General features: G+C 69.3%; 10 protein-coding genes. 4 read left to right on the top strand and 6 right to left on the bottom strand.

The annotated features are described in order from the left end of the window. Positions 1–77: 77 nt before the first annotated feature. Positions 78–1,094, bottom strand: a complete 1,017-nt coding sequence (locus QZM15_RS06210) for a hypothetical protein (RefSeq protein WP_367033161.1) — start codon at positions 1,092–1,094, stop codon at positions 78–80. A 291-nt stretch (positions 1,095–1,385) separates the two neighbouring features. Between QZM15_RS06210 and QZM15_RS06205 the strand changes: the two genes are divergently transcribed. Then, entirely contained in the window at positions 1,386–2,681 is a 1,296-nt protein-coding gene (locus tag QZM15_RS06205; RefSeq protein ID WP_060965712.1) for an MFS transporter, read from the top strand. 88 nt (positions 2,682–2,769) lie between these two features. Here the strand turns inward: QZM15_RS06205 and QZM15_RS06200 are convergent, their stop codons facing one another. Then, positions 2,770–4,677: a tetratricopeptide repeat protein gene (locus QZM15_RS06200; protein ID WP_302106048.1), complete on the bottom strand. Its 1,908-nt coding sequence runs from the start codon at positions 4,675–4,677 to the stop codon at positions 2,770–2,772. Positions 4,678–4,735: 58 nt separating this feature from the next. Here QZM15_RS06200 and QZM15_RS06195 point away from each other — a divergent pair, with 58 nt between their 5' ends. After that, entirely contained in the window at positions 4,736–6,382 is a 1,647-nt protein-coding gene (locus tag QZM15_RS06195; RefSeq protein WP_124859535.1) for an FAD-dependent monooxygenase, read from the top strand. Between the two features lie 8 nt (positions 6,383–6,390). Here the strand turns inward: QZM15_RS06195 and QZM15_RS06190 are convergent, their stop codons facing one another. From QZM15_RS06190 to QZM15_RS06175, 4 genes are read right to left on the bottom strand one after another with little or no spacing between them, the layout of a single operon-like run. Beyond that, positions 6,391–6,642: a formate dehydrogenase subunit delta gene (locus QZM15_RS06190; protein ID WP_059574078.1), complete on the bottom strand. Its 252-nt coding sequence runs from the start codon at positions 6,640–6,642 to the stop codon at positions 6,391–6,393. 7 nt (positions 6,643–6,649) lie between these two features. After that, positions 6,650–9,601 carry a formate dehydrogenase subunit alpha gene (fdhF, locus tag QZM15_RS06185; protein WP_060313134.1) on the bottom strand — a complete coding sequence of 984 codons (2,952 nt, stop codon included), beginning with the start codon at positions 9,599–9,601 and terminating at the stop codon, positions 6,650–6,652. A gap of 17 nt (positions 9,602–9,618) precedes the next feature. Continuing rightward, on the bottom strand, positions 9,619–11,196 hold the full coding sequence (locus tag QZM15_RS06180) for an NADH-quinone oxidoreductase subunit NuoF (RefSeq protein ID WP_059574076.1): 1,578 nt from the start codon (positions 11,194–11,196) through the stop codon (positions 9,619–9,621). Next, the gene (locus QZM15_RS06175; RefSeq protein WP_059574075.1) at positions 11,193–11,693 is read right to left on the bottom strand and encodes an NAD(P)H-dependent oxidoreductase subunit E; all 501 of its coding nucleotides are present in this window, start codon (positions 11,691–11,693) and stop codon (positions 11,193–11,195) included. The genes QZM15_RS06180 and QZM15_RS06175 overlap by 4 nt, the downstream gene beginning before the upstream one ends. Before the next feature lie 131 nt (positions 11,694–11,824). Here QZM15_RS06175 and QZM15_RS06170 point away from each other — a divergent pair, with 131 nt between their 5' ends. Next, positions 11,825–12,931: a substrate-binding domain-containing protein gene (locus QZM15_RS06170; protein ID WP_302106047.1), complete on the top strand. Its 1,107-nt coding sequence runs from the start codon at positions 11,825–11,827 to the stop codon at positions 12,929–12,931. A 101-nt stretch (positions 12,932–13,032) separates the two neighbouring features. After that, positions 13,033–13,302 carry a hypothetical protein gene (locus tag QZM15_RS06165; protein ID WP_059574073.1) on the top strand — a complete coding sequence of 90 codons (270 nt, stop codon included), beginning with the start codon at positions 13,033–13,035 and terminating at the stop codon, positions 13,300–13,302. Positions 13,303–13,548: the final 246 nt, after the last annotated feature.

Below are 13,548 nucleotides of genomic sequence, written 5' to 3'. Positions count from 1 at the left end.
GATCCGTCGAGCGGACGGAGCGAGACGAGCGAAAACCCGGCGAAGCGATCTTCGCCGGGTTTTTTATTGCGCGGGCATCAATGCGCGAACGCGTCCGGCACGTCGGTCACGCGGCGGTGCGACAGTTGCGACGTCCAGTCGAAACCGGCCGCGCGCGGGTGCGTGGGGCCGGCCGGCTGCGTGGCGCGCAGCGCGTTCGCCATGGCGATCAACGTGGCAGGATCGTCGAGCGCGTCGCGCGTGACACGCGTGTCTGCCTCGTGCGGCGGTGGGGCGCGCCGAACGCGCGTGCCGGTGTTGGTGGCGTCGTGCTGAATCGGCGGATGCGCAGCCAGCCGTGGCACGGCCGGTGTGCGGGGCGGCGCTTCCGTCGTGCGCTGGCCGGCTGCCGGACGTGGCGAGGCAGGAGCGGCATGCCGCACGTCGGGCGTTGCTTGCGGGTGAAGCGATGCGGGGCCGCGCGCGACGCGGTGCGTGGCTGGCGGCGAGACCATCGTATGCGCGCCAGCCGTCGCTACCTTGGGTTGCGGCATGGCGTTCGTCGACGTGACCGGTGCAGCCGCGGCGACATGTGTGGTGTCGGTCGATGTCGCGATGTGAGCGGGTGCGCCGCCGGCGGCTTGAATCGCGTATGCGGGAACGGAATCCGCAGGTGGCTCGTGCGCGCCGATCAGCCAGGCGATGATGCCGAGCGCGCCGATGCTCCAGCAGACGGCGTATCGCGCGCGCCGATCGCGAGGCGGGCGCACGGAACGGCGCAAGTACCGACCGGCGCCAGCCGCCGGCGTGACGGGCAATCCGGCCGAAGCGGGCAGTGCCGCCGTCACCGGCAGCGGTTGCCATCGGCACGCGCTGTGCGGCCGGTCGATATCGATGCAGGATGTCGTCAGTGTCGCGAGGCAGTGGCTGCCGGGCCGTGCGCCGGACGCACCGAGGAACCGCCATTCGCGGCCGAACGGCGGGACGTGATCGAGCGGAGTGGCGCGAGGGCGGGCGAGCGCGCCTTCGACCGGGACGAGGGGCGATGGGGTCATGAGAGCGGTACGCCGTGCGACACAGGCCCGTGCCGACGCGGCGCGGAAACGTCGTCGCAAATCTTGCCATTGTGGTCAGCCGGCGCGGGCCGGTCGATCAGATCGATCTGATTCTTGTGCCCGTTTCGGGGCGACTTGTACGAGGCGGACGCCGTGGCGGCCGTGATGGGGCACCACAAGGCAAATGTCGGCTTGACGTGGCATGATGCGCGAATCTTGCTGGCGGCGCGCCGTTACGCGCCGCGCCGCCGGCGGGCAGCGATGCCCGTGTGCGCGTGCCAACGCTGCGCGCCGCGCATCGTCGGTTTCGTGCGGCGCGGAATTCGCGCCATCCGAGCTTAGCGAGAAAACATGTCCACAGCATCGCCTGCCATCGCGCAGGAATCGAAAGTCCGCACCGTCTTCCGCGTCGTCAGCGGCAACTTCCTCGAAATGTACGACTTCATGGTCTACGGGTATTACGCGTCGGCCATCGCGAAAACGTACTTTCCGAGCGGCAACGCGTTCGCGTCGCTGATGCTGTCGCTGTCGGTATTCGGCGCGGGCTTCCTGATGCGGCCGGTCGGCGCGATCGTGCTCGGCGCATACATCGACCATCACGGCCGCCGCAAGGGGTTGATCCTGACGCTCGGGCTGATGGCGATCGGCACGCTCACGGTGGCCGCGATACCCGGCTATGCGACGATCGGCGTGCTCGCGCCGGTGCTCGTGCTGCTCGGCCGGCTGTTGCAGGGCTTCTCGGCGGGCGTCGAGCTGGGCGGCGTGTCGGTGTATCTGTCGGAGATCGCGACGAAGGGCCACAAGGGGTTCTATACGTCGTGGCAGTCGGGTAGCCAGCAGGTGGCCGTCGTGTTCGCCGCGTTCGTTGGCGTCGTGCTGAACCGCGCGCTGCCGGTCGAGGAAATGACCGCGTGGGGCTGGCGCATTCCGTTCCTGATCGGCTGCCTGATCGTGCCGTTCCTGTTCCTGATCCGCCGCTCGCTGAAGGAAACCGACGAATTCCTGGCGAAGCGTCACCGCCCGACGATGGGCGAGATCATGCGCTCGATGCTCGACAACTGGGGTATCGTGGTAGCCGGCATGGGGATGGTGATCATGACGACGGTGTCGTTCTACATGATCACCGCCTACACGCCGACCTTCGGCAAGGAAGTGCTGCACCTGTCGTCGCTCGATGCGCTCGTCGTGACAGTTTGCATCGGTATCTCGAACCTCGTGTGGCTGCCATTGTCCGGCGCGCTGTCCGACCGCGTCGGCCGCCGTCCGGTATTGATCGCGTTCACCGTGCTGACGCTGCTGACGGCTTATCCGGCGGTGCTGTGGCTCGTCGGCGATCCGTCGTTCCTGCGGCTGCTCGCGGTCGAGCTGTGGCTGTCGTTCCTGTATGCGTCGTACAACGGGGCGATGGTCGTCGCGCTGACCGAAGTGATGCCGGCCGACGTGCGCACGGCCGGCTTCTCGCTCGCGTACAGCCTGGCCACGACGATCGGCGGCTTCACGCCGGCGATCTCGACGCTGCTGATCCACGAGACGGGCAACAAGGCGGCGCCGGGGCTGTGGTTGAGCGTGGCCGCGATCTGCGGCTTGATCGCGACGCTCGTGCTGTACCGCACGGGCGAAGCGCGCAATCAGTACAAGTCGGCCTAACGGCGGCCCGCATGTCGCGCGGCGTCGGCCGCGCATCTCATATTTCATCGAAACAGGGAGCGCGATGCGCTCCCTGTTTCGTTTGCGGTCATGCCACGCGCAGCATGTCGGCCACCGTGGCCGACACGTCGAGCCATGCGCCCGGCTCAGGCTGGCGGGCGATCCTGGCCTGCGGATACCACGGGCAATCGTCGCCGGTGAACCAGCGCCAGTCGGCCGCGAACGGCAGCATGACCCAGAGCGGCTTGCCGAGCGCGCCCGCGAGGTGCGCGACCGCCGTGTCGATCGTGACGACGCCGTCGAGGCGCTCGATCAGCGCGGCCGTATCGCCGAAGTCGTTCAGCCGGCCGTCGAGACGATGCATGCGCGGATGCGCGTCGATGCGCGCCCGTTCGTCGTCGTCGAGCGCGGGCTGCAGCACGATCCAGTCGATGTCCGGCAGTGCGAGCAGTGGCGCGAGCGCGTCGAACGGCATCGAGCGGTTTTCCTGTGCCTGTCGGCGCCCCGACCATGCCAGGCCGAACTTGCGCTTCGACTGCCCGCCGAGCGAGCCGCGAAAGCGCCGGCGGGCGCCGTCGGGCGCGTGGAGGTAGCGCGCGCCGACGATGTCCTCCGGCTGAAGCCCGAGCACGAACGGCAGGCTCATCAGCGTGCACGCGACATCCGCGGCAGGCGGCTTCGCGGCGCCCTGGGCGACGAGCGTCACGCGCCAGCGCGACGCGGCCGGCGTCAGCAGCGCGACGAGTTCCGGCTGGACTTCGAGTACGACGCGCGCGCAGCGTGCGCGGGCGAGCGGCACGAAGCGGACGAACTGCAGCGTGTCGCCGAACCCCTGTTCCGCGCGGATCAGCAGCGTGCGCGACGCAATCGGCTCCCCCTGCCAGCGCGGCAGCGCGCCGAGCGGCGTCGCGCCGGGCGTCTCGTGGCGCGCTTCGTAGGCGGGCAGGCCGCGCGTGAAGTCGCGCAGCGTCAGCAGCGTGACCGCGCGATGCAGCCGCGCGAGCGTGAGATCGGACGCGACACGCAGCGCCTGGTCGAATGCGCGCAGCGCCATCTCGTGCGCGCCGAGCGCGTGATGCGCGTTGCCGAGATTCAGCCACGCGAGCCCGAACGACGGATCGAGCCCGACGGCGCGCTCGTAGTAGGGCAGTGCGTCGCGGTGGCGCGCCTGCGCGCAGAGCGCGTTCGCGAGCCCGAACAGCGCGAGCGGAAACGGCGGGTGCAGTGCGAGCGCGGCTTCGAACGCGGCCGCCGCCTCGGCATGCCGGCCGAGCGCATCGAACGTGTTGCCGAGATTGAAATGCGCGGCGACGAAACGCGGCTGCACGGCGATCGCGGCCTGGAAGTGCGCGATCGCATCGTCGGCGCGCCCCATCGCGTTCAGCGCCATCCCGAGATTGTTGTGCGCGCCCGCATGCCCGGGCCGGAGCTCGAGCGCACGACCGAACGCGGCGAGCGCGTCGTCGTGGCGGCCGAGCGCGTTCAGCGCGTTGCCGAGATTGTTGTGGATCGACGCGTCGTCCGGCGTGAGCCGCAGCGCGCGGCCGAAGGCGTCGATCGCATCGTCGTGACGCTGCAGCGCCGCATACGCGTTGCCGAGGTTGTAGTGTGCGAGCGGAAATTCGGGCGCGAGCGTCAGCGCATTGCGAAAGCGGTCGATCGCTTCGTCGAGCCGGCCGAGCGCTTTCAGCGCGTTGCCGAGATTGAGCTGCAGTGCGGCATCGTTGGGGCGCAGCGCGACGGCCCGGCCGACGAGATCGGCGGCCTCGGCGTGCTGGCCCTGCTGGTGCCGCAGCACGCCGAACAGGTGCAGCGCGTCGGCGTCGGCGGGGTTGGAGGCGAGCGCGTGGCGATAGCCGTGCTCGGCCTCGGCGAGGCGGCCCGCGCGGTGTGCGGCGTACGCCCGGTCGAATGCGGAATCCATGACGCGAAAACTGGCGGAAAGCGCGTATTTTCCCACACCGCGGGGTAGGGCCGCGTATCGGCCGGTCGGCATATGGCCCCGTCACGCGGAGCGGCGTAGACTTGCAGAGTCGCGTGTCATCGAGGTTTCCATGGCTGACACACTGTCCGATATCCCACCCGTGCTGATCGTCGGCGCGGGGCCGACCGGCCTTGCCGCGGCGATGAGCCTGGCGCGGGCCCGCGTGCCGGTGCGCATCATCGATCGCCTGGCGGCGCCCGCGCCGTTTTCGCGCGCGATCGGCATTCAGGCGCGCACGCTCGAGCTGCTGGAGCAGCATCGCGCGGTCGAACCGTTTCTCGCGCTCGGCCATCGCGCGCATGCGGCCGAGCTGCATGCCGACGGCCGCGTGATCGCGCGGCTCGATTTCGATCCGCTGCAAACGCGCTATCCGTATCTGATGTTTCTCGACCAGAGCATCACCGAGCGGCTGCTCGCCGAGCATCTCGCCGGGATGGGCGTGACCGTCGAGCGCGGTACCGCGCTGACCGCGTGCGACGCGGGCGGCACGTCGCTCGACGTGACGCTGCGCCGCGCAGATGGTCGCGACGAGTCGTTCGCGCCGTCGTACCTGATCGCGGCCGACGGCGCGCACAGCACGGTCAGGCATCTGCTCGGCCTGGGCTTCGCCGGGCATGCATTCGAACAGACTTTCCTGCTGGCCGATTTCGCGGCGATACCCGAGTGGCCGGACGAAGAGATCCGCCTGTTCACGACGCCCGAAGGTATCGCGGGGCTGTTTCCGATGGGGAGCGGCCGTTATCGGCTCGTGGCGGACCGGCCGCCCGGCAGCGACGCGTCGCCTGGCGCGCCGGCGCCGTCGCTCGAGGAATGCGACGCGATCATCCGCGCGCGCGTCGGCGCCTCGATCTCGCCGAGCGATCTCGCGTGGTCGTCCTATTTCCACCTGCACAGCCGGATGGTCGACCGGCTGCGTCATGGCCGCGTGTTCTTCGCGGGCGACGCCGCGCACGTCCACAGCCCGGCCGGCGCGCAGGGCATGAACACCGGCATCCAGGAGGCGTTCAACCTGGGCTGGAAGCTCGCGCGCGTCCTCGGCGCAGGCGCACCCGAGCGGTTGCTCGACACGTATCACGCGGAGCGCCATCCGATCGAGCGCGACGTGCTGCGGCAGACCGGTTTCGTCACGCAGGTCGTCGAAGCCGAGCGCGGCGCGATGAAGCTGCTGCGCGATCACGTCGTGCCGCTGCTGGCGTCGTTCGGGCCGATGCGCGACGCGCTGCGGCGCACGGTGAGCGAGCTCGGCGTGCAGTACCGGAAGAGTCCGCTCACGCTCGAGCGCGTGCTCGACGGCGGCCCGCGCGCGGGCGAGCGCGCGCCCGATGCGCTCGTGCACGTGCTCGACGGGCCGCTCGGTCGTGCGCCCGGCACGGCGCGGCTATACGATCTTCACGATCCGGCGAGCTTCACGCTGTTGCTGCTGGAGGAGCCGGTGGACACCGACGCCGGCGAGGTGCCGCCGATCCCGGCCGATGCGCGGGGGCTCGTGCAGGGGCTCGAGCGCATCATGCCGGAAGCGGTCCGCGTGTGGCGTGTCGCCGATGCCGAAGGCGACGGGGCGGCGGGGCTCGCGCAGGAATACGGCCGCTCGCGGCCGTCGTTCTATCTGCTGCGGCCGGACGGCTATGTTGCCGCGCGCGGGCGCACGGCGACCGACGCCAATGCGCTGCTGCGCCATTGCGAAAACTGGTTCGCGGGCATGTCGGTGTCCGCGTAGCCGCGCGGTCAGGCGGGCGCCGCGGCAGGGACGAGCGACGCGCGGTGCGCGGCGATCGCGTCGCGCACGATCGGCGTCGCGCGTTGCCCGGCCGCGTTCGACGGATCGTCGAGCGCGGCGAGCAGCGCTCGGCGCATGCGCGGCTCCCAGAAGCGCCGGATATGCTCGGCGATGCCGGCCAGCGCTTCGTCGCGATCGGGCATCGATTCGAAGAATGCGCCGATCTGGTTGGCCATGTCGATCAGGTGGTCGTTGTCCATTGCTGCCTCACTTGCCTGTCGTCACGGCGGCCGGCGCGGCCGCGCGGCGCTCGAGCAGGTCGAGCTGCTCCGAGTTGAAGCGCGCATAGGCACGCTGCCAGTCGGACGGTTGCGCAACCGGCAACACCTGCACGGCCGTCACCTTGTATTCGGGGCAGTTCGTCGCCCAGTCGGAGCTGTCCGTCGTGATCACGTTCGCGCCCGATTCGGGGAAGTGGAACGTGGTGTACACGACGCCCGGCTGCATGCGCTCCGTCACGAGCGCGCGCAGCACCGTCTGCCCCGCGCGCGACTCGATGCCGACCCAGTCGCCGGTGCGGATCCCGCGATCCTGCGCGTCGTGCGGATGGATCTCGAGGCGATCCTCTTCATGCCACCGGACGTTTTCGGTGCGGCGCGTCTGCGCGCCCACGTTGTATTGCGACAGGATGCGGCCCGTCGTCAGGATCAGTGGATAGCGCTGCGTGACCTTCTCCGGCGTCGGAATGAACTTGGTGATCACGAACCGGCCCTTGCCGCGCACGAACGTGTCGATGTGCATCGTCGGCGTGCCTTCCGGCGCGTGTTCGTTGCACGGCCACTGGATGCTGCCGAGTGCGTCGAGTTTCTCGTACGACACCCCCGCGAAAGTCGGCGTGAGCCGCGCGATCTCGTCCATGATTTCCGACGGATGCGCGTAGTGCATGTCGTAGCCGAGCGCCTGCGACAGCAGCAGCGTGACTTCCCAGTCCGCATAGCCCGCGAGCGGCGGCATCACCTTGCGCACGCGCGAGATCCGGCGCTCCGCGTTCGTGAACGTGCCGTCCTTCTCGAGGAACGTCGAGCCCGGCAGCAGCACGTGCGCGTATTTCGCGGTTTCGTTCAGGAAGATGTCCTGCACGACGATGCATTCCATCGCCGACAGCGCGGCCGCCACGTGCTGCGTGTTCGGATCCGACTGGACGATGTCCTCGCCCTGGCAGTAGAGCCCCTTGAAGCTGCCGTCGAGCGCCGCGTCGAACATGTTCGGGATGCGCAGCCCCGGCTCCGGCTGCAGCGTGGCCGACCACGCCTGCTCGAACTGCGTGCGCACGACCGCGTCGCCGATGTGCCGGTAGCCGGGCAGCTCGTGCGGGAACGAGCCCATGTCGCATGAACCCTGCACGTTGTTCTGGCCGCGCAGCGGATTGACGCCGACGCCTTCGCGGCCGACGTTGCCGGTCGCCATCGCGAGGTTCGCGATGCCCATCACCGTCGTCGAGCCCTGCGCGTGCTCCGTCACGCCCAGGCCGTAATAGATCGCGGCGTTGCCGCCCGTCGCGTAGAGGCGCGCGGCCTCGCGCACCCGCTCGGCCGGCACGCCGGTGACGTCCGCGGTCGCCTCGGGCGAATTGTCGGGCTGCGCGACGAAGTCGCGCCATTGCTCGAACGCGCGCGTGTCGCAGCGCTCGGCGACGAAGGCCTCGGCCACCAGCCCTTCGGTGACGATCACGTGCGCCAGCGCATTGACGATCGCGACGTTGGTGCCGGGGCGCAACTGCAGGTGGTGCGTGGCCTTCACGTGCGGGCCGTCGACGACGTCGATGCGGCGCGGATCGATCACGATCAGCTTCGCGCCTTCGCGCACGCGCCGCTTCAGCCGCGAGCCGAACACCGGATGGCCGTCGGTCGGGTTCGCGCCCATCACGACGATCACGTCGGCCTGGCCGACCGAGGCGAACGTCTGCGTGCCGGCCGATTCGCCGAGCGTCGTCTTGAGGCCATAGCCGGTCGGCGAGTGGCACACGCGTGCGCAGGTATCGACGTTGTTGTTGCCGAACGCGGCGCGCACGAGTTTCTGCACGAGATAGGTTTCCTCGTTCGTGCAGCGCGACGACGTGATGCCGCCGATCGAATCGCGGCCGTACTTCTGCTGCAGCTTGCGGAATTGCGTCGCCGCGTACGTGAGCGCCTCTTCCCAACTCACTTCGCGCCACGGGTCGGTGATCTTCTCGCGGATCATCGGCTTCGTGATGCGGTCCTTGTGCGTCGCATAGCCCCACGCGAAGCGTCCCTTCACGCACGCGTGGCCTTCGTTCGCGAGACCGTTCTTGTGCGGCGTCATGCGCACGACTTGCGTGCCCTTCATCTCGGCCTTGAACGAGCAGCCGACGCCGCAATACGCGCAGGTCGTGACGACCGAGTGTTCGGCCTGCCCCAACTGCACGACGGATTTTTCCTGCAGCGTGGCCGTCGGGCAGGCGGCGACGCACGCGCCGCACGACACGCATTCCGACGCCATGAACGATTCGCTTTCGCCCGCGGCGACGCGCGATTCGAAGCCGCGCGCGGCGATCGTCAGCGCGAACGTGCCCTGCGTTTCCTCGCACGCGCGCACGCAGCGGTTGCAGACGATGCACTTCGACGGGTCGTACGTGAAGTACGGATTCGACTCGTCCTTCGTGTCCTTCAGGTGATTCGCGCCGTCGAACCCATAACGCACCTCGCGCAGCCCGACCACGCCCGCCATGTCCTGCAGCTCGCAGTCGCCGTTGGCCGGGCACGTGAGGCAGTCGAGCGGGTGGTCGGAGATGTACAGCTCCATCACGTTGCGGCGTAGCGACTGCAGCCGGTCCGACTGCGTGCGCACCTTCATGCCGGCTTCGGCGGGCGTCGTGCACGACGCCGGATAGCCGCGCCGGCCCTCGATCTCGACGAGGCACAGCCGGCACGAGCCGAACGGTTCGAGCGAATCGGTCGCGCAGAGCTTCGGGACGTTGACGCCGGCTTCGATCGCCGCGCGCATTACCGACGTGCCGGCCGGCACCGTGACCGGCTGGCCGTCGATTTCGAGCGTGACGTCGGTGTCGGCATGCCGTTGCGGCGTGCCGTAATCGGTATCGTCGAACGGGTCGCGGGCGCGCGCCTGTGCCGCGCTCTTGCACGCGCATTGGCCCGAGCCGCAGCCGCCTTGGCGGACGTTGTTCGTGTCGAGTGACATGCAGGGCTCCTTCTGGGTCAGGCCGCGGCCTTGACCGGGCCCGACGCGGCATCCTTGCCGGCAGCGAGCCCGAAATCTTCGGGGAAATGGTCGAGTGCGGACAGCACCGGGTACGGCGTCATGCCGCCCATCGCGCATAGCGAACCGGCCAGCATCGTGTCGCACAGGTCGCGCAACAGCGTGACCTGCCGCTCCGACGTATCGCCGTGGCGGATCCGCGCGATCGTCTCGACACCGCGCGTCGAGCCGATCCGGCACGGCGTGCACTTGCCGCACGATTCGATCGCGCAGAACTTCATCGCATACTCGGCCAGCTCGGCGAGATTCGACGTGTCGTCGTGCAGCACGATGCCGCCGTGGCCGACGACCGCGCCGATCGCCGCGTACGCCTCGTAGTCGAGCGGCACGTCCCACTGGTGGTCGGGCAGGTAGGTGCCGAGCGGGCCGCCGACCTGCGCGGCGCGTGCCGGCCGGCCGCTGGCCGTGCCGCCGCCGAAGTCGAACAGCAGTTCGCGCAGCGTGACGCCGAACGCGAGCTCGACGAGACCGCCGTGACGGATGTTGCCTGCGAGCTGGAACGGCAGCGTGCCGCGCGAGCGGCCCATCCCGTAGTCGCGATAGAACGCGGCGCCGCGCGCGAAAATCACGGGCGCCGTCGCGAGCGTGATCACGTTGTTGATGACCGTCGGCTGGCCGAACAGGCCGGCGAGCGCGGGCAGCGGCGGCTTCGCGCGCACGACGCCGCGCTTGCCCTCGAGCGATTCGAGCAGCGCCGTTTCCTCGCCGCATACGTACGAGCCCGCGCCTTTCGCGACGTGCAGCTCGAACGCGTGCGCGGAGCCGAGCACGTGCTCGCCGAGCCAGCCGGCTTCACGCGCGCGGACGATTGCCGCTTCGAGCGTGGCGATCGCATGCGGGTATTCGCTGCGCACGTAGATGTAGCCGACCGTCGCGCCGGTGGCGACGCCCGCGATGATCATCCCTTCGATCAGGCAGTACGGGTCGCATTCCATCAGCAGGCGGTCGGAGAACGTGCCCGAATCGCCTTCGTCCGCGTTGCAGACGATGTATTTCTGCGCGGCGCGCGCCTGCCGCACGGTACGCCACTTGATGCCGGCCGGGAACGCCGCGCCGCCGCGGCCGCGCAGCCCCGACTCGATCAGCGTTTCGCATGCGGTGTCGCCGTCGAGCGCCAGCGCGTTCTTCAGGCCGGCAAGCCCCTCGTGTTGCAGATAGTCGTCGATCGACAGCGGATCGGTCAGGCCGATCCGTGCGAACGTGAGCCGCTGCTGGCGGGCGAGGTAGGGCAGCGCGTCGACGAGGCCGACGCCGCTCGGGTGCGCGCCGCCGTCGAGCCAGCCGGCGTCGAACAGGGCGGGCACGTCGGCGGCCGACAGGTTGGCATAGCCGACGCGACCTGCGGCCGTCCCGACCTCGACGAGCGGTTCGAGCCACAGCAGCCCGCGTGACCCGTTGCGGACCACCTCGATCGCGACCCCGCGCCGTTCGGCCTCGGCCGAGATCGCGGCGGCGAGCGCGTCGGCGCCGAGCGCCAGCGCGGACGAATCGCGCGGAACGTAGATGCGGGTCGTCATGCCGCCTCCTGCGCGTGGGCCACCGCGTCGGCCAGCAGCGCGTCGAACTTCTCCGGCGTGACCTTCGCGTGGAGCACCCCGTTGACCGTCATCGACGGCGATTGCGCGCACAGTCCGAGGCAGTAGACCGACTCGAGCGCGACGTCGTCCGGCGTACGGGCCGCGGCGGCATCGCCGTGCTTGGCGTCGAACCGGCAGCCCGTGCGGGCTTGCGCGTGGGCGGCGAGCGCCTCGCAGCCCATGCTGCGGCACGCTTCGGCGCGGCACATCTGGATCGTCACGCGGGCGGGCGGCGCGGTGCGGAAATGGTGGTAGTAGGTCAGGACGCCATGTACTTCCGCGCGCGACAGGTTCAGCACCTTGGCCAGCGGCGCGACGCAGCCCGCCGGCACGTAGCCCGCGTCGTCCTGGATCGCATGCAGGATCGCGACGAGCGAGCGGCCGGCGCGCGCATGGCGCTCGACGAGCACGTCGGGCGCAGGGGAATTCGGGGACATCGGTTTTGCTCCTCCAAAGCCTCATATGCGCTCGAAATTCATATAGTGCGCATCGCGACTTCGTTCTGATTGATTTTCACCCACGATAAGCGGAAGATTTCGCGGTCGCAATAGGAAATCGGAGTGCATAATTGATTCGGGTCGAATGCGACGCGTATCTGACCGTACGCGACACGGAAGGCCGGTCAGCCAGTCTGTCGGACGTCGCTCCGCTGCTGGAACTCGTGGCCGATACGGGCAGCATCGCGCAGGCCGCGCAAGCCAGGGGACTGTCGTACCGGCACGCGTGGGGCATGCTGCGTGCGCTGGAATCGTGCATCGGCGGGGAATTGATCGAAACCGCGCGCGGCAAGGGTTCGACGTTGTCGGCGCTCGGCCGGGCGGTCGTCGATGCGCAGCGTCTGGCGCATAGTCGCCTCGACGGGAACCTGCGCACGCTGGCGGCCGAGGTGGCCAGCGACCTGAACCGGCGGCTCGCGCAGCGCGACGGCGCCGTGCGCATCCATGCGTCGCACGGTTATGCGGTCGCGACGCTCGTTTCCGCACTCGTCGATGCGCAGGCGGCCGTCGACATCAAGTATCGCGAGAGCGTCGAGGCCGTGCAGGCGCTCGCCCGCGGCGAATGCGACCTCGCCGGTTTCCATTTGCCGCGCGGCGCGTTTCGCGCGCAGTGCGCGCAGATCTACCGGCCGTGGCTCGACGACACGCGCCACGTGCTGATCCACCTGACACGCCGCCAGCAAGGGCTGTTCGTGCCGCGCGGCAACCCGAAGCAGGTGCGCGGGCTGGCGGATCTCGCGCGTGACGACATCCGCTTCGTCAACCGCCAGCCGGGGTCGGGCACGCGCATGCTGCTGGATCTCGCGCTGCGCGCGATCGGCATCGATCCGGAGCGCATCGACGGCTATGCGTCGGCCGAACTTACGCATTCGGCGATCGCGGCGTTCGTCGCGAGCGGCATGGCCGATCTCGGCTTCGGCGTCGAGCCGGCCGCCCGTCACTTCGGGCTCGACTTCATCCCGATCGTCGACGAAGACTATTACTTCGCATGCGAACGCGCGCGGCTCGATGTGCGGCCGCTCGCCGATGTGCTGGCGCTGCTGCGCGACGCACGCTTCGTCGAACGCGTCGCGCATCTCGACGGCTACGATCCGGCTGCGTGCGGCGCGCTGGAGCGCATCGCGACCGGGCTGGCCGGCGGCGGCGGCTCGAGCGTGCCGGACGGCAATTCCCGGTAACGAGGACGCGATCGAACCGCGCTGCAGCAGCGGGGGATTTGCGCTACGCTTGCCGCTTGATCAACGTTCCAACAAGCACGCCGTTCAGGCGTCATCCCGCCATGAAATTTCCCGTTCCCCTTGCCGCGGCAGCGTTGACCGCGGGGTTGCTGGTCGTCGCTTCGCCGTTTGCGTTCGCGCAGAATTCCCCGGGCGTGCCCGGCGGCATCCTGAGCGAACAGTTCCGACTGAACGAACATCCGCAGATGCCGTTCGCGGCATCGGCGCCGTCGGACAAATACCAGACCGGCAAGAAGTCGGCGTTGCGCCGCAAGGGCGACCTGGGCGACCCGAACGGCTGCAACCTGAAGTGCCCGATGGATGCCCGGTAGCGCGGAGGCAACTGGCCTGTGCGAGTGGGGTGCTGTGTTCCACGTAGCGGTTCGATCAATCGACGAACCTCCTAACCCGCGCTCCACCCGATCCTGCTTTGTTCGAGCCCCGCGAAGCCTGCGCTTTGCGGGGCTCGTGCTTTGCGGCGGGCCGTTCATGCAATGCGGGAGACGAAACGGCGATTCGCCCGCATCATCGTGCGGGCAAGGATTCTAGGGTTAACCCGTAAATCAGGAAGGATGTCT

The organism is Burkholderia sp. AU44665 (assembly GCF_030504405.1).
In the GTDB taxonomy this organism is placed as follows: domain Bacteria; phylum Pseudomonadota; class Gammaproteobacteria; order Burkholderiales; family Burkholderiaceae; genus Burkholderia; species Burkholderia semiarida.
The sequence above is the reverse complement of the archived record's forward strand: the minus strand, read 5'-3'. Positions and strand labels throughout refer to the sequence as shown.

What these genes read in the sequence shown, in the direction of transcription:
- QZM15_RS06180 (WP_059574076.1), bottom strand. Translation starts at nt 11,196, where the DNA reads ATGACGACCCGCATCTACGTTCCGCGCGATTCGTCCGCGCTGGCGCTC.
- QZM15_RS06165 (WP_059574073.1), top strand. Translation starts at nt 13,033, where the DNA reads ATGAAATTTCCCGTTCCCCTTGCCGCGGCAGCGTTGACCGCGGGGTTG.
- QZM15_RS06205 (WP_060965712.1), top strand. Translation starts at nt 1,386, where the DNA reads ATGTCCACAGCATCGCCTGCCATCGCGCAGGAATCGAAAGTCCGCACC.
- QZM15_RS06200 (WP_302106048.1), bottom strand. Translation starts at nt 4,677, where the DNA reads ATGCCGACCGGCCGATACGCGGCCCTACCCCGCGGTGTGGGAAAATAC.
- fdhF (WP_060313134.1), bottom strand. Translation starts at nt 9,601, where the DNA reads ATGTCACTCGACACGAACAACGTCCGCCAAGGCGGCTGCGGCTCGGGC.
- QZM15_RS06190 (WP_059574078.1), bottom strand. Translation starts at nt 6,642, where the DNA reads ATGGACAACGACCACCTGATCGACATGGCCAACCAGATCGGCGCATTC.
- QZM15_RS06195 (WP_124859535.1), top strand. Translation starts at nt 4,736, where the DNA reads ATGGCTGACACACTGTCCGATATCCCACCCGTGCTGATCGTCGGCGCG.
- QZM15_RS06175 (WP_059574075.1), bottom strand. Translation starts at nt 11,693, where the DNA reads ATGTCCCCGAATTCCCCTGCGCCCGACGTGCTCGTCGAGCGCCATGCG.